The 15,027-nt window shown below is 69.4% G+C and carries 16 protein-coding genes; 3 read left to right on the top strand and 13 right to left on the bottom strand.

Going from position 1 to position 15,027, the window contains the following annotated elements; all coding sequences use genetic code 11:
• Window positions 1-57 precede the first annotated feature (57 nt).
• The 3 genes from ABNT58_RS18660 to ABNT58_RS18650 are packed head-to-tail and all read right to left on the bottom strand — an operon-like array spanning window position 58 to window position 3,747.
• Window positions 58-2,121 (bottom strand): PAS domain-containing sensor histidine kinase, encoded by a 2,064-nt coding sequence (locus ABNT58_RS18660; protein ID WP_348754939.1) that lies wholly within the window; start codon window positions 2,119-2,121, stop codon window positions 58-60.
• Between the two features lie 15 nt (window positions 2,122-2,136).
• A complete protein-coding gene (locus ABNT58_RS18655) occupies window positions 2,137-2,778 on the bottom strand; it encodes a MarC family protein (protein ID WP_348754938.1) in 642 nt (213 codons plus the stop codon).
• Between the two features lie 24 nt (window positions 2,779-2,802).
• Window positions 2,803-3,747, bottom strand: a complete 945-nt coding sequence (locus ABNT58_RS18650) for a hypothetical protein (protein ID WP_348754937.1) — start codon at window positions 3,745-3,747, stop codon at window positions 2,803-2,805.
• A 210-nt stretch (window positions 3,748-3,957) separates the two neighbouring features.
• Here ABNT58_RS18650 and ABNT58_RS18645 point away from each other — a divergent pair, with 210 nt between their 5' ends.
• Complete coding sequence (locus tag ABNT58_RS18645) at window positions 3,958-4,458, top strand: RNA-binding protein (protein WP_348754936.1); 501 nt, start codon at window positions 3,958-3,960, stop codon at window positions 4,456-4,458.
• A 99-nt stretch (window positions 4,459-4,557) separates the two neighbouring features.
• Here the strand turns inward: ABNT58_RS18645 and ABNT58_RS18640 are convergent, their stop codons facing one another.
• Genes ABNT58_RS18640 through ABNT58_RS18625 form a run of 4 tightly spaced genes read right to left on the bottom strand, consistent with a single transcriptional unit; the run spans window position 4,558 to window position 7,620 of the window.
• The gene (locus ABNT58_RS18640) at window positions 4,558-5,322 is read right to left on the bottom strand and encodes an SDR family oxidoreductase (protein ID WP_348754935.1); all 765 of its coding nucleotides are present in this window, start codon (window positions 5,320-5,322) and stop codon (window positions 4,558-4,560) included.
• Between the two features lie 38 nt (window positions 5,323-5,360).
• A complete protein-coding gene (gene lptC, locus ABNT58_RS18635; RefSeq protein ID WP_348754934.1) occupies window positions 5,361-5,972 on the bottom strand; it encodes an LPS export ABC transporter periplasmic protein LptC in 612 nt (203 codons plus the stop codon).
• 56 nt (window positions 5,973-6,028) lie between these two features.
• On the bottom strand, window positions 6,029-6,619 hold the full coding sequence (locus ABNT58_RS18630; RefSeq protein WP_348754933.1) for an HAD hydrolase family protein: 591 nt from the start codon (window positions 6,617-6,619) through the stop codon (window positions 6,029-6,031).
• Window positions 6,619-7,620 (bottom strand): KpsF/GutQ family sugar-phosphate isomerase, encoded by a 1,002-nt coding sequence (locus ABNT58_RS18625; protein WP_348754932.1) that lies wholly within the window; start codon window positions 7,618-7,620, stop codon window positions 6,619-6,621. Before ABNT58_RS18625 ends, ABNT58_RS18630 begins: the two co-directional genes overlap by 1 nt.
• A gap of 72 nt (window positions 7,621-7,692) precedes the next feature.
• Here ABNT58_RS18625 and ABNT58_RS18620 point away from each other — a divergent pair, with 72 nt between their 5' ends.
• Entirely contained in the window at window positions 7,693-9,690 is a 1,998-nt protein-coding gene (locus ABNT58_RS18620; protein WP_348754931.1) for a cation:proton antiporter, read from the top strand.
• A gap of 17 nt (window positions 9,691-9,707) precedes the next feature.
• Here ABNT58_RS18620 and ABNT58_RS18615 read toward each other — a convergent pair whose 3' ends face one another.
• The 6 genes from ABNT58_RS18615 to rpmH form a co-directional block, all read right to left on the bottom strand.
• Window positions 9,708-10,175 (bottom strand): cyclic nucleotide-binding domain-containing protein, encoded by a 468-nt coding sequence (locus tag ABNT58_RS18615; RefSeq protein ID WP_348754930.1) that lies wholly within the window; start codon window positions 10,173-10,175, stop codon window positions 9,708-9,710.
• A 79-nt stretch (window positions 10,176-10,254) separates the two neighbouring features.
• Complete coding sequence (gene mnmE, locus ABNT58_RS18610) at window positions 10,255-11,646, bottom strand: tRNA uridine-5-carboxymethylaminomethyl(34) synthesis GTPase MnmE (protein ID WP_348754929.1); 1,392 nt, start codon at window positions 11,644-11,646, stop codon at window positions 10,255-10,257.
• A gap of 79 nt (window positions 11,647-11,725) precedes the next feature.
• Window positions 11,726-13,387, bottom strand: coding sequence for a membrane protein insertase YidC (yidC, locus tag ABNT58_RS18605; protein WP_348754928.1), 1,662 nt, complete (start codon window positions 13,385-13,387; stop codon window positions 11,726-11,728).
• Window positions 13,384-13,671 (bottom strand): membrane protein insertion efficiency factor YidD, encoded by a 288-nt coding sequence (gene yidD / locus ABNT58_RS18600; protein WP_348754953.1) that lies wholly within the window; start codon window positions 13,669-13,671, stop codon window positions 13,384-13,386. Before yidD ends, yidC begins: the two co-directional genes overlap by 4 nt.
• 27 nt (window positions 13,672-13,698) lie before the next feature.
• Window positions 13,699-14,208: a ribonuclease P protein component gene (locus ABNT58_RS18595; RefSeq protein ID WP_348754927.1), complete on the bottom strand. Its 510-nt coding sequence runs from the start codon at window positions 14,206-14,208 to the stop codon at window positions 13,699-13,701.
• Window positions 14,209-14,237: 29 nt separating this feature from the next.
• The gene (gene rpmH / locus ABNT58_RS18590) at window positions 14,238-14,372 is read right to left on the bottom strand and encodes a 50S ribosomal protein L34 (protein ID WP_124223019.1); all 135 of its coding nucleotides are present in this window, start codon (window positions 14,370-14,372) and stop codon (window positions 14,238-14,240) included.
• A gap of 375 nt (window positions 14,373-14,747) precedes the next feature.
• On the opposite strand from rpmH, the gene ABNT58_RS18585 reads away from it, so the two are divergent.
• Window positions 14,748-15,027, top strand: a 280-nt coding sequence (locus ABNT58_RS18585; RefSeq protein ID WP_348754926.1) for a DnaA N-terminal domain-containing protein, incomplete at its 3' end; no start/stop codon positions are given.

Below are 15,027 nucleotides of genomic sequence, written 5' to 3'. Positions count from 1 at the left end.
CCTCAGCCCCCGTTCAGCAGGCGCGCGCATGGCGGCGCTGCTGCGAGAACGCGGACTCTAGGTGGGCGAATCCCCGGCGTCATTGGTACTTTCCCCCGCGTTGTCGGCGTCCTGCAACGGCCGGCCGAAGCTGAAGTAAAACCGCGCGCCGCCCTGGGCCGGCGCCTCGGCGCGCACGCTACCGCCATGGCGCTCGATCACCCGGCGCACGATGGACAGGCCCAGCCCCGTGCCCTGGAACTGGCGCGCCGGGTGCAGCCGCTGGAACGGCTGGAACAGCATCGCGGCCCGCTGGGTGTCGAAGCCGGCGCCGTTGTCCTGCACCACGAACACCCCCGGCTCCGGGTGCGCGGCCAGCCGCACCAGCGGCAGCGGCACGTCGCGGGTGAACTTGGCGGCGTTGGACAGCAGGTTGACCAGCACCACCCGCGCCAGCGGTGCGCTGCACAAGGCCTGCAGTCCGGGCTGCACCTGCCACTCCACCGGCACCGCGCGCTCCAGCCAGGGCAGCTCGGCAATCACCTCGTGGGCCAGCGCGCTCAGGTCCACCGGCTCGCGCAGCAGCGGCGTCGAGCCCGAGCGCGCCAGCTCCAGCAAGGCGGTGACGGTGTGCGACATCTGGCGCGCGGCCCGGCCCTGCAGCGCCAGCCATTCGCGCTCGTCGTCGGCCAGGCGCTCCCAGGCGCGGCTGCGCAGCATGTCGGCCAGGCCCACGACGTGGCCGATGGGCGTGCGCAACTCATGCGCCAGCTGGCGCGAGAAGGCCTCCAGGTCGCGGTTGTGCTGCTCCAGCTCGGCGGTGCGCTCGGCCACCTGGCGGGCCAGCTCGGCATTGCGGCTGAGCAGCATCTTCTCGGTGCGCTTGCGCAGCGTCACGTCGCGGCCCACCCCCTGGTAGCCGAGGAAACGGCCGCTCTCGTCGCGGCGCGGCCGTCCGCTGACGGCGATCCAGCGCACGCCCCGCCCCGGCACCCGCACCGCGTATTCGAAGTTGCTGAAGGGCTGCTGGGCCTGCAGGCAGCGGCGGTGGTGCTCCCACTCCTCCTCGCTGGCGCCGTCGGCATAGGCATGCCAGCGGGTGCGGCCGATGTAGCGGCGCGCGCCGGGCTCGCCCAACAGGTCGCTGAGCATGTCGCCCACTTCCACGAAGCGGTGCTGCTCGTCGGTCTCCCAGTACCAGTCGGTCGACAGCTCGTTCATCACCGCATACCGCCGCTCGCTGGCGCGCAGCCGGCGGAAGGCCAGGCGCTGCTCGGTGATGTCGCGGCCCACGCCCTCGTAGCCGACGAAGTGGCCCAGCTCGTCGCGGCGGGCACTGCCGGTCAGCGCGATCCACACCGGTGAGCGGCCGGGCCGCCGCACCTCGATCTCCACGTCGCGGAAAGGCAGGCGCTTGTGCAGGCAGTCCAGCATCGCCGCCCAGCCGCCTTCGGGCGCCTGGAAGAAGGGCAGTGCGTCGTAGCGCTGGCCCATCAGCTGGTGCGGCTCCAGGCCCAGCTTGCGGTGCGAGCCGAGGTCGTCCGACAGCCAGCTGATGCGGTGCTGCGGATCGGTTTCCCAGTACCAGTCGCCCGACAGCCGCACCCGCGCATGCCAGCGGCGCTCGCGCTCGCCCAGCACCTGCTGCAGCTCGGCCGCGGCCGCCTGCAGCGGCGTGGCCGTGCCGTCGGTGGCGCGCCGCAGCGCCTGCAGCGCACTGCCCAGGTCGTCGCTGCGCATGCGGGTGACGAACTGCTGCAACGCGCCGATCGCGCGTGCGCGCTGCCGCAGCACCCGGTGCAGCGCCAGCAGCTGCACGCCCGAGGCCAGGGCCAGGCCGCTCCACACGCCCACGCGCACCGGCGTGGACACCGGGGCGGCCAGCGCGGCCCAGGTGGCGCCGCCCATCAGCGCGGTCGCGGCGGTCAAGGCCACCGCCGGCCAGCCGCCGGCCATGGCCCGCCAGCGCGACACCGGCTGCGCCGCCCGGGGCGGCCGCGTGCGGTAGTCCAGCAACGTGTCCAGGGTGTCGCCTTCGGCCACCAGCGTTTCGTAGGTGGGCAGCGTGGTGAGGTCGGGCTCACCCGGCCGCGGCAGCCGATGCCCCGCGGAGCGACCGCGCTGGTAAGCGGAATCGGGCAACGCGCACATCGCGCGTCAGCGGCTCAGGTGCGAGGCGAGAACGGGAAAGAGCTTGATCAACCCGTCCGCCAGCAGCTCGACCGCCATCGCCGCCAGGATCAGGCCCATCAGCCGCGTCATCACGTTGATGCCGGTGCGCCCCAGCACCCGCGCGATGCGACCGGCCGCCGAAAACGCGGCAAAGGTGGCCAGCCCGATGACCACGCCATAGCCCACCAGCACCGCATGCTCGAACAACGTGCGGGTCTTCTCCGCGTAGATCACCATGGTGGAGATGGTGGCCGGGCCGGTGAGCAGCGGCACCGTCAGCGGCACCACGGCGATGCTGGCGCCGGCGTCCACCTTCTGCTCGCCCTCGGCCACGTCGCTGGGCCGGGTTTCGGGCTGCTGGGCGTTGAGCATCTGCAGCGAGCTGATCAGCAGCAAGGTGCCGCCGCCCACCTGGAAAGAGGCGATGCTGATGCCGAAGAACTCGATGATCTTCAGCCCCGCCAGTGCGCTGATCGCGATCACGCAGAAGGCGCTGAAGCTGCTGACGCGGATGGTGTTGCGCCGCTGCTCGCGGCTGAAGTGCTGCGTGAAGCTGATGAAAAACGGCACCGCGCCGATCGGATTGACGATCGCCAGCAGGGCGATGAGCGGCTTCAACAGGTCCATGGCGCGCCGATCGTATACGAGTACTTACACCGCACCGGGCGCTGACGGCGCTTCGGCCGCCACCGCCAGGTAGATGGCGCACACGCCGCGCAGGTACACCAGGCCCGGCAGGGCCAGCGCCAGCACGAACACCAGGCCGCCACCCACCAGCGCGGCCACGCCATGCGCCGTCTGGGTGACGGGCGCGCCCGTGGCCGCCAGGCTGCGCAGCCCCAGTCCGAAAAGGCCGGCCATCAACTGCTGCGCCGGCACGTCCACGCCGGTGACCACAACCGCCATCGCCGAGACCGCGCGCCCGCCGGTGAGCACGACGAAGGTGGACAAGGCCGCCACCGCCGCCGTGAGCGCGCCCAGCGCGGACACCATCAGCGCGAGCAGCAGCAGCCGGTCGCGCGCCTGGCGCAGCAGCAGCGCCAGCGTCTGGCGCACGCCGCAGCCGCACCAGATGGCGGGCGCCGCCAGCGGGCCCACCACCGCCGCCATCACCAGCGCGCAGCCGCCCAGCACCAGCACGCCCAGGGGCACGGCCGCCGCAAACAGCACCGGGCCGACCTGCGGCAGGCGCGCCGCATAGAGCACCGCGGCCACCACGCCTGCCAGCACCGCCACCGTGGCAAAGGCCACCAGCAGCACCGCCAGCAGGCGGTGGCCGGTGCGCAGCGCATCGCCCAGGGCGTCGGCCACCTCACGCACCGGGCGGCCCAGCGCGTGGTCCATCAACAGCAGACCGGTGGTGTTGCTGCCGTAGAAGGCCACGAACAGGGCGCCACCGCCCTGCACCACCGCCCAGGCCGAGGCCCCTGCGGCCAGCGACGAGCCGGCCATGGCCAGCAACAGACCGGCGGCGCAGAAGGTGGTGAGCAGCGCGAACAGCGCCCGGCCTTGCCGAACCGCGTCCACGCAGGAAAGAAGGCGGGACAGCGCCGCCAGCGGATCGCTGTGCGGAGGTCCGCTGGTCAGGGGTGTCATGACGGGCGGATGATAAGTCCCTGTTTCGGGGCTCACCCCTCATTGGTGCGTCGCTCAGAAAACAACAGTTGACAAGCGACCGCTTGCGCATTTTTCGGAACTTCTTTGTTAACCTACCACCCTCCGGGTATGGATGCGGCGCCTTCGCTTGAATGTTTCACGACGGGTTGAAGCTCCACATGGTGTTCTGTTAGAAGGAAGGTGTTCCCCATGGGAAACAAGCTCTACGTCGGAAACCTCGCTTACAGCGTGCGCGACGAATCCCTGCATAGCGCATTCGTGCAATTTGGTACCGTGACGTCGGCCAAGGTGATGATGGACCGGGAAACCGGCCGCTCCAAGGGCTTTGGTTTCGTCGAAATGGCCTCTGACGCCGAAGCGCAGTCCGCCATCAACGGCATGAACGGCCAGGCCCTCGAAGGCCGCGCCATCGTCGTGAACGAAGCGCGCCCGCGCGAAGAGCGTCCGGGTGGCTTCCGCAGTGGCGGCGGCGGTGGTGGTGGCTACGGCGGCGGCGGTGGTGGCGGCTACGGCGGTGGCGGCGGCGGCGGTGGTCGCAGCCCCTACGGCAGCGGCGGCGGCGGTGGCCGTGGTGGCTACGGCAGCGGCGGTGGTGGCGGCGGCTACGGCGGTGGTGGCGGCGGCGGTGGCCGCGGCGGCTACAGCGGCGGTGGCCGTGGTGGCTACGGCGGCGGCAGCAGCGGCTACTGAGCAGCCGACTGAAGCCAAGGCCCTGTTGCGGGGCCTTCAGCAAGAAGGGCGCGGATCACTCCGGCGCCCTTTTTTCATGGCCGCGCGTTTGGCGGCGGCTCAATGGCCTTGCCGCGGCTTGCGCCCTCTGCCTGCCACAAGTCGGTCAAAAATGACATTGGGCAAAATCCGCATGAGCTTGGCCACCACGCCCATCTGCCAGGGGATGACGCGATAACTGACACCCGCCTCGATCACCCGGAAGGCCTTGTCGGCAAATGCCGCCGGGCTCATCAGGAAGGGCATGGAATAGGGATTGCGCTGCGTCAAAGGGGTATCTATGTATCCCGGTGCCACTGTCACCACTTTGACATTGAAAGGCCGGCAATCCCCTCGCAGGCTTTCGCAATAGCTGACCACGGCGGCCTTGCTGGCGCAGTAGGCGCCGTGTCCGGGTAAACCCCTGATGGCTGCGACGCTGGCCACGCCCACCAGGGTGCCGCGGCGCCGTTCACACATCGGCGCGATGAAGGGGTGAAAAGTGGCGGCCATGCCCAGGTTGTTGGTTTCCAGGGTGGCCCGCATCACTTCCAGGTCGGCCTCGATGGCCGAGTCCATGCCGATGCTGATGCCGGCATTGGCGATCACCACGTCGGGCAGGCCTTGCTGCTGCAGGCAGGCTCGGCCGGCCGCCACGATCTCGGCGCTGTGGCGCACATCGGCCGCGTACACGGCCCAGGTGTCTTCGGCAAAGCCCTGCTGGCGCGCCCAGGCGGCTGTCTCTTCCACCCGGCGTGCCACCAGCGCCAGCCGCCAGCCTGCGGCGTGGTAACGGGCGGCCAGCGCCTGGCCGATGCCGCTCGACGCGCCGGTGATGAACACCAAAGGCCGCGCGGCCGTCTTGTCCCGCGACCCCGCCACGTTCACCGTCGCGCACCGCCCGCGGCGGGCGCGAACCGCGCACGCACCGGCGGCAGGAAGGTGGCCTGTTGGTCCAGGTGGCTGTACTGCATGCCGCCGGCCCGGATCTCGCTGCCGCCCTGGCGCAGCACCACCGGCAGGTGCGACCGCAGCTGCTCGGTACGCAGGAAGGCGTGCAAAAACTCACCCTCGAATTGCAGCGGCGCGGCGCCCGAGGCACCGCCGCTGCGCTCGACCTTTGCGCCGCCCAGCAGCTGCACTTCGCTGGCGTCGGCATTGCTCAGCGCGCGCCGCGCGGTGGCGTTGGTCTTCGAGCCGTCGTTGGAAAACGCCTGGATGCGCACCGTGTCCACTTCCAGCGTGTCGGTGTCCGGAAAGTGCCGCAGCTGGTCGCCTTCCAGCTGCACCGTCAGCCGGCCGTCGCTGCCGAAGCGCTGCAACGTGAAGCCCTGCATCGTGTAGTCGGGGTCGTGCCGCACCGGCGCCTGCCCGCTGGCCGCCGGGGCGCCAGGCGTGTTGTTGATGAGCCACCAGGTGGCCAGGGCCAGCATGCCCATCAGCAGCAACGGCAGGTAGGCCGACAAGGCTTCGCGCAGGCGCCAGTGCCAGGGCATGGCCGGCAACGTGGACCCGGATGCGACGGCGGGCGGACCCAGCGGCGGGCTGGTCATCAGGCCGCGTCCAGCGTGGTGAGCTGGCCGTGCAACAGCCGCGCATAAGCGCCGCTGGCGATCAGCAGCAGGTCGCACAACTCGCGCGCGGCGCCCTCGCCGCCTTGCAGCGGGCTCACGTGGTGGGCCACGGCCTTGACCTCGGCATGGGCGTTGGCCGGTGCACAGGCCAGGCCGGCGCGCACCAGCAGCGGCAGGTCGGGCCAGTCGTCGCCGATCACGGCCAGGTCGGCCCAATCGACGCCCAGTGCATCGATGGCCTGCTGCACCACGGCCAGCTTGTCCTTCACGCCGTAGTGCGCATGCTGCAGGCCCAGGTCGGCCACGCGGCGGCGCACCGCCGGCGAATCGCGGCCGGTGCAGATGATGGGCACGATGCCGGCCTGCGCCAGCAGCTTCAGGCCATGGCCATCGAGGCTGTGGAAGGCCTTGAACTGTTCGCCCGACTCGGCGATGTACAGGCGCCCGTCGGTGAGCACGCCATCGACGTCGAAGACCGCGGCCTTCATGCCCAGGCCACTACCCTGCGCCTTGAGCAACAGCTCGGGCGCGAAGCGCAGCGCGGGTTGCAACTGAGAAAGGTCCGCCATCAAATCACCTTGGCCCGCATCAGGTCGTTGCTGTTGATGGCGCCGACCAGCCGGTCTTGCGCATCCACCACCAGCACACTCGTGACGCGGTGTTGTTCCATCACGGTGGCGGCTTCCACCGCCAGCACGTCGTCGCGCACGCGGCGCGGCGCGGTGTGCATCACCTCCTGCGCGCGGAAGGCGCGCAGGTCGGTGCCACGTTCGATCAGGCGGCGCAGGTCGCCATCGGTGAAGATGCCCTGCACCACGTCGTCGGCGCCCACCACCACGGCAAAGCCCAGGCCCTTGGCGCTCATCTCGTGCAGCATCTGCAGGAACTCGGCCTCGGGCGGCACGCGCGGCAGGTCATCGCCCGAGCGCATCAGGTCGCGCACATGCATCAGCAGCTTGCGGCCCAGCGCGCCCCCGGGATGTGAGCGCGCAAAGTCCTGTTCATGAAAGCCGCGTGCGTCCAGCAGCGCCACCGCCAGTGCATCGCCCATCGCCATCTGCGCGGTGGTGCTGGTGGTGGGCGCCAGGTTCAGCGGGCAGGCTTCACGCTCGACCTTGCACAGCAACACCTGGTCGGCATGGCGGGCCAGCGTGGACTGGGCGCGGCCGGTCATCGCGATCAGCGGCACGCCCAGGCGCTTGAGCACCGGCAGGATGACGTTGAGCTCGTCGCTCTCACCTGAATTGGAGATGGCCAGCACCACGTCCTGCAGCGTGACCATGCCCAGGTCGCCATGGCTGGCTTCGCCCGGGTGCACGAACATCGCCGGCGTGCCGGTGGATGCCAGCGTGGCCGCGATCTTGCGGCCCACATGGCCGCTCTTGCCCATGCCCATCACCACCACGCGGCCGCGGCAGGCCAGCACCAGGCGCACCGCATCGACGAAGGCCGAGGACAGCCCGGAGCGGATGGACAGCAGGGCCTCGGCCTCGATCTCGAAGGTCTCGGCGGCCAGCCGCAGCGCACGTTCGGCGTCGAAGCTGGCGGCCGCGGGGGGCTCGTTGATCACGTTGTCAATGGCTCACTTAGGATCGGGCATTCTAGGTTGGCAGGCATGGCGCTTGCGCTGGGTCCACGCCGCATGGCTACTACGCTCGAACTGGTATTGCTGTACTTGGTGGCCGCGGTGGCGGGTGTGGTGGCCTGCCGCTCATTGCGGCTGCCGCCGATGCTGGGCTACCTGGTGGTGGGCGTGGTCATCGGGCCCAATGCGCTGGCGCTGTCGCGCGAGAACGGCGGTGTCGAATACCTGGCCGAGTTCGGCGTCGTCTTCCTGATGTTCGTCATCGGGCTGGAGTTCAACCTGCCCAAGCTGCGCAGCATGCGCACGCTGGTGTTCGGCTTGGGCCTGTGGCAGGTCACGCTCACCATGCTGGCTGCCATCGTGGGCAATGCCTTGCTGGGTATGGCCTTCGGCCTGGCGGGCCGCAGCTACGGCCTGAGCTGGCAGCATGCGGTGGTGCTGGGCGGCGCATTGGCGATGAGCAGCACCGCCATCCTCGGCAAGCTGATGGCCGAGCGGCTGGAGCTGGAAACCGAACATGGCCGCCGCGTGATGGGCGTGCTGCTGTTCCAGGACCTGGCCGTGGTGCCGCTGCTGGTGCTCATACCCGCGCTCACTGCGCCGCCGGAGGTGCTGTTCACCGAGCTGCTGTTCGCGGTGCTCAAGGCCGCGGCGCTGCTGGCGCTGCTGCTGGTGGGTGGGCAGAAGCTGATGCGCTGGTGGCTCACGCTGGTGGCACGGCGCAAGAGCTCGGAGCTGTTCGTGCTGAACCTGCTGCTGGTCACGCTGGGCCTGGCCTGGCTCACCGAGCATGCGGGCCTGTCGCTGGCGCTGGGCGCCTTCGTGGCCGGCATGCTGATCGCCGAGACCGAATACAAGCACCAGGTGGAAAGCGACATCCGGCCCTTCCACGACGTGCTGCTGGGCCTGTTCTTCATCACCATCGGCATGAAGCTGGACATGTCGCTGGTGGTGGCGCAGTGGCCGCTGGTGCTGGTGCTGGCGGTGCTGCCGGTGCTGTTCAAGTTCGCGCTGGTCACCGGCCTGTCGCGGGTGTTCAACGCCACGCCCGGTGTGGCGCTGCGCACGGGCCTGTACCTGGCGCAGGCCGGTGAGTTCGGCTTCGTGCTGCTGGCCCTGGCCCGCCAGCACGAGCTGCTGACCCCGCGGCTGGAAAGCCCCATCCTGGCTGGCATGGTGATCTCGATGATCGCCACGCCCTTCATCGTGATGTACAGCAACCGCATCGTGATGCGGCTGTCGGCCACCGACTGGCTGATGCAGGCCGCGGCGCTCACCACCATCGCCAAGAAGTCCATCCGCAGCGAGGCGCACGTGATCATCTGCGGCTATGGCCGCAGCGGCCAGAACCTGGCCCGCCTGCTGGAGGCCGAGCGCATTCCGTACATGGCATTGGACCTGGACCCCGACCGCGTGCGCCAGGCCGCCGCCGCCGGCCAGAGCGTGGTGTTCGGCGATGCCGCCAAGCTGCGCAGCCTGATGGCCGCCGGCCTGGCCCGCGCCAGTGCGGTGGTGGTGAGCTACCACGACACCGCCTCGGCGCTGAAGATTCTGCGGCTGGCGCGCGAGCATGCGCCCAAGGTGCCGGTGATCATCCGCACCATCGACGACACCGACCTGGAGCTGCTGCGCAATGCCGGCGCCACCGAGGTGGTGCCCGAGGCCATCGAAGGCTCGTTGATGCTGGCTTCGCATGCGCTGGCGCTGGTGGGCGTGCCCATGCGCCGTGTGATCCGGCTGACACAGGACGCCCGCAATGCGCGCTACGGCCTGCTGCGCGGCTACTTCCATGGTGCCGACGACGACGGGGCCGAAGAGCGCCAGCAGGCCCGTCTGCTGTCGGTGAGCCTGCCCGCCGCAGCGGCCAGCCTGGGCCAGTCGCTGGGTGCGCTGGCGCTGCATGCAGTGGGCGTGCAGGTGGTGTCGGTGCGGCTGGGCTCGGGCCAGGTGGTGGCGGCAGAAGACGGCCTGGTGCTGGGCCCGGGCGACACGCTGGTGCTGTCGGGCCTGCCGGAGCCGCTGTCGCTGGCCGAAGAAAAGCTGCTGAAGGGCTGAACGACGAAAGCTGAGCCTCAGCTCAGCGGCACCGCGCGTTCCAGGTTGGCGCGGGTGCGCACCGCCAGCACGCCGGCCGCCGCGCGCACCAGCTCCAGCGCCAGCGCAGGGGCTTGTGCCGCCAGCGATTCCAGCTGCGCGGCCCGCAAGCCCCACACCACGCAGTTGCTCATCGCTTCCACGTTGGCCATGCGGGGCGTGCGGCCGAACAGGCCCGCTTCCCCCACCACCGAACCCGCGCGCAGGATGGCCACGCGATGGGTGCCCGGCGTGCTGCAGGTGACGAAGACCTGCAAGCTGCCGCGTTCGAGGAAGTACAAGGTGGCGTCGACTTCATCCTGCTTGAGCAGCAGATGGCCGACGCGCAATTCATGACGGGTGAGCAGCGGCGCCAGGGCCTGCCAGGTGTCTTCACTCAAGCGCTGCCCGAAAGCGTCGTCCGCGTTCAGCGTGGCCACTGCTTCCTTCAATGCGCTCAAGTCCATCCAGGTTCCTTGTCACCCCTGGATCATTATGGGCAAGCGACCTGCCAAAGCACCGCTGCGGTGCAGCCTTGGTGCAGATTCACTTGCCGATGCAAAAGCGGCTGAAGATCTCGCCCAGCAGGTCGTCGGCGCTGAAGGCGCCGGTGATCTCGCCCAGCGCGTTGTGGGCCAGGCGCAGTTCTTCGGCCAGCAGATCCAGCGCGGCATCGGCCGACTGGCCATGCGCCTGCGCCAGCAGCAGATGCTCACGCGTGCGGCGCAGCGCCTGCACATGGCGGGTGCGCGCGATGAACACGCCTTCGGGCGATGCATGCCAGCCGGCCTTGGCCAGCAAGGCCTGGCGCAGGCCGTCGAGACCGGCGCCGGTGGCGGCGGACAACTGCAGCGCAGCGGCTGCCAGTGGGGCTGGTGCCGTCGCCGCCGCATCGGCCTTGTTGTACACGTGCAGCACCCGCGCCTGCTGACGCGGATCGGCACCCAGCAGGCGCTGCGCGATCTCGGCATCACCGGCGTCGTAGTCGGGTTGGCCCAGCCGCGTCAGGTCGTGCAGGAAGATCACCGCATCGGCCTGCTCGATCTCGCTCCAGCTGCGCGAGATGCCGATGCGCTCCACCTCGTCGGTGGCTTCGCGCAGGCCGGCGGTGTCGATCACGTGCAGCGGCACGCCTTCGATCTGGATGGTCTGCTGCACCTTGTCGCGCGTGGTGCCCGGGATGGGCGTGACGATGGCCAGCTCAGCCCCGGCCAGCGCATTGAGCAGCGAGCTCTTGCCCACGTTGGGCTGGCCGGCCAGCACCACGCGGATGCCCTCGCGCAGCAACGCACCCTGCTTCGCCCGGTCCAGCACCTCGTCCACCGACGCGATCAAGCGCTGCAGCTGGCCACGGGCGTCGGCCTTTTCCAGGAAGTCGATCTCTTCCTCCGGAAAGTCCAGCGTGGCTTCCACCAGCATGCGCAGGTGCACGATGCGGTCGCGCAGCGTGTCGATCTCTTGCGAGAAAGCACCGCTGAGCGAGCGGCTGGCCGAGCGGGCGGCCGCCTCGGTGCTGGCGTCGATCAGGTCGCTCACCGCCTCGGCCTGCGCCAGGTCGAGCTTGTCGTTCAGGAAGGCGCGCTGCGTGAATTCACCCGGCTCGGCCAGGCGCAGGCCGATGCCCTCCCCCACCGCCAGGCAGCGCGCCAGCAGCAGCTGCAGCACCACCGGGCCACCGTGGGCCTGCAGCTCCAGCACATGCTCGCCGGTGTAGGAATGCGGCGCCGGAAAGTACAGCGCCAGGCCATGGTCGATGGGCTGGCCATCGGCATCCCGCAGTGGCAGGTAGGTGGCATGGCGCGGCTGCAGCACGCGGCCACAGACCGCAGCCATCAGCGGGCCGAGGTCCTGGCGGGCAGACACGCGCACGATGCCCACGGCACCGCGGCCGGGTGCGGTGGCGATGGCAGCAATGGGGTCTTCATGACGGGACAGCATGGGCGGGATTGTGGTGCGAGCAGAAAGACAAAGGCCCCGGCGCAAAGGCATGCGCCGGGGCCTGTTCAGCAGAGGGTCGTCAGACGCCCAATCGCTTGTTGATGAACCACTGCTGCGCGATGGTCAGCAGGTTGTTGGTGATCCAGTACAGCACCAGGCCCGCCGGGAAGAAGAAGAACATCACGCTGAACACCAGCGGCATGATCCACATCATCTTGGCCTGCATCGGGTCCGGCGGCGTGGGGTTCAGCCACACCTGGAACAGCGAGGTGGCGGTCATGACCAGCGGCAGGATGAAGTACGGGTCCTTGGCCGACAGGTCGGTGATCCACAGGATCCAGGGCGCGTCGCGCATCTCGACGGTGGACAGCAGCACCCAGTACAGCGCGATGAAGAAGGGCATCTGCAGGAAGATCGGCAGGCAGCTGCCCAGCGGGTTGACCTTCTCTTCGCGGTAGATGCGCATCATCTCCTGCTGCATCTGCTGCGGCTTGTCCTTCAGCCGCTCGCGCATCTCCTGGATCTTGGGGTTGATGGCCTTCATCTTGGCCATCGAGCGGTAGGCGCTGGCATTCAGCCAGTAGAAGGCGATCTTCAGCAGCACCACCAGCGCCACGATCGCCCAGCCCCAGTTGCCCAGCACGCCGTGCAGCTTGGTCAGCAGCCAGAACAGCGGCTTCGAGAGGATGTGGAACCAGCCGTAGTCCTTCACCAGGTCCAGGCCCGGCGCCAGCGCCTCCAGCTTCTTTTCTTCCTGCGGGCCGGAGAACAGCACCGCCTGCTGCGTCTTGGTCTGGCCGGGAGCCACTTCGCCCAGCGGCAGCACCATCGCGATCGAGTACAGGTTGGTGCCCACCTTCTCGGCGCGGAACTCGCGCGGCTGCTGGGTGTTCACCAGCCAGGCCGAGGCGAAGTAGTGCTGCACCATCGCGATCCAGCCGTTGTCCGCCTTGCGGTCGTACTCGGCGTCGTTCTTCTCGATGTGCTTGAACTCGATCTTGCGGAACTTGCTGTTGTCGGTATACGCGGCCGGGCCGGTGAAGGTGGAATAGAACGACGACTCACCCGGGGGCGGGTTGCCGTCGCGCACCAGCTGCAGGTACAGCTCGGGCTGGATGGCCTGGCCCGAGCCGTTGATCACGTCGTGCTGCACACCGATGGTGTACTGGCCACGGGTGAAGGTGTAGGTCTTGACCAGCTTGACGCCATCCACCGGCTGCGACTCGAAGCGCACCTGCACGTCGTTCGTGCCGTCGGCCAGCGTGCGCGGGCCGGCCACCGCCGTCATCGGCGTGAAGTGGTTGGGCAGCTTGGCGCCCGCGTTGGCGCTGATCAGGCCCGTCTGCGCCAGGTACACCCGCTGCGCGCTGCGGTCGAACAGCACGACGTTGCGGCTGTGGTCGTTCTGGTCGCGCTGGCCCAGCAGCTCCAGGTACACCAGCTCGCCGCCCTGGCTGTCCAGCACCGCCTTCACCTTGTCGGTGGTGACGGTGATCTGTTCACCCTTGGGGGCGGCAGCGGCGGGTGCGTTGGGCACGGCGCCGGCCACAGCCGTCGCGGTGGCCGTGGGCGCCGGCACGCCGGATGCACCCAAGGCAGGTGCGGAACCGGCCGCGGCCGGCTTGGCCGCATGCGGGCCGAAGAACGACGGCTGGCCGGTGTGCTTGTTCCACGCGTCCCATAACAGGACGAGGGACATCGAGAACACCACCCAGAGCAGGGTACGGCGAATATCGGTCATGGAGCAGTCTTCTTGGGGGAATCGGAGGCGGCGCGGTCAGGCGACAGGAATGCGAACAGCCGGGGCGGCCGCTCGGGCACCGGGTCGCAGCCGGCTTCACACCAGGGGTGGCAACGCAGGATGCGGCCCGCCGCCAGTACACCGCCGGCCAGCGCGCCGTGGCGTTCCAGCGCCTGCAGAGCATAGAGCGAGCACGTGGGCTCGTAGAGACAGCGGCCGCCGATCCAGGGACTCAGCAGCAGGCGGTAGGCGCGCACCGGCAGCATCAGCGCACGGCGCGGCAGCAGCGCGAGCCAGTCGGGCACGGCAGCTCAGCGCGGCGCCGAGGCGGCCGCGCGAATCATCTTCTGGAGTTCGGCGCGCGCAGCATCACGCAGCGCCTGCGAAGCAGCACTGCGGAACTGGCGTGCATCGAACGGCGCGCGCAAGCGCACCACCCACAGGCCGGGCGGCAGCTGTTCAGCCTGCTCGCCCACCACGGCACGGATCTGCCGTTTGAGCAGCGTGCGCGTGACCGACCGGCGTGCGTGGCGCTTGGGCACCACCAACCCGAGCCATCGGCCGTTGGGCACGGGCGGCGGCAAGTCATCCACAGGCGCGCCTTCCACGGCGCCTACATCTGTTGACAACTTGTCGCCAGACGTTTCAACGGCCGAATGTACAGCCGGATGTCCGACTTCGGCGCGGGGTGACCGGCGCGCCGGCTGCGCCGCGACGAAGTGCATCGCGAAATGGGGGCTGCGCGCCTTTTGAGGCGCGCCGAGCACACGCTCGAAGTCGGCCGATTGCACGAGACGTTGCACGCGCGTGGGCAGTGACATCCGCTGCGTCCGCTCGCAGCCCGCGGGGCTTAGACCGCCAGGCGCTTGCGGCCCTTGGCGCGGCGCGCCTTGATCACGGCGCGGCCGCCGCGGGTCTTCATGCGCACGAGAAAGCCGTGGGTGCGGGCGCGGCGGGTCTTGGACGGCTGGTAGGTACGCTTCATGATGACGTGCTTTCGGTGATGACCCGCAGGATCAGGCGCTCTGTCGGAGTCTGCGGCAACCGGTGGGTTGCCTGAATTTTTCAGCCGGGCTCTGGCCTGATAGCTGATGGCCCGGTGTCCGGGGCCCCGCCAACGCAAGCTGATGCCAAGGTGTTCTTGGCGCTGCCTTTGCTGCGCGCGGCGCGACCTTCTCGCGTCCGGAAAACCCGGCATTACAGCAAAAAGCCACAGCCCGGTCAATTCAGGGGCTGCCGGTGTACCACGCGGGCGCCATCCGGCTGCGTCGCTCGGCATTTGTCCACCACTGTGGATAACCCACGCCTGCCCGACGCACGGACGGGTAGAATGCGCCCGCTCTAAGAAGAGTTTTCCACAATGAGCGCAGACCTCTGGCAGCGCGGGTGCGAGCGGTTGGCCGCCGAGCTGCCTGAACAACAATTCAACACCTGGATCCGGCCGTTGCCGCCCGCCGACGTCACCGATGCCGGCGAAGACGGCGTGGTGGCGGCGGTGCGCGTGCCCAACCGCTTCAAGCTCGACTGGATCCGGTCGCAATACGCTTCCCGCATCGAGAACGTGCTCACCGACCTGGCGGGCAAGCCGGTGCGGCTGGAGCTGATGCTGGCCCAGCGTGAAGCCGCGCTGGTCCGCCCCG

The sequence above is a fragment of the uncultured Aquincola sp. genome, from assembly GCF_964001545.1.
GTDB lineage: Bacteria > Pseudomonadota > Gammaproteobacteria > Burkholderiales > Burkholderiaceae_C > Aquincola.
This window is presented reverse-complemented; position numbering and strand designations above follow the sequence as displayed.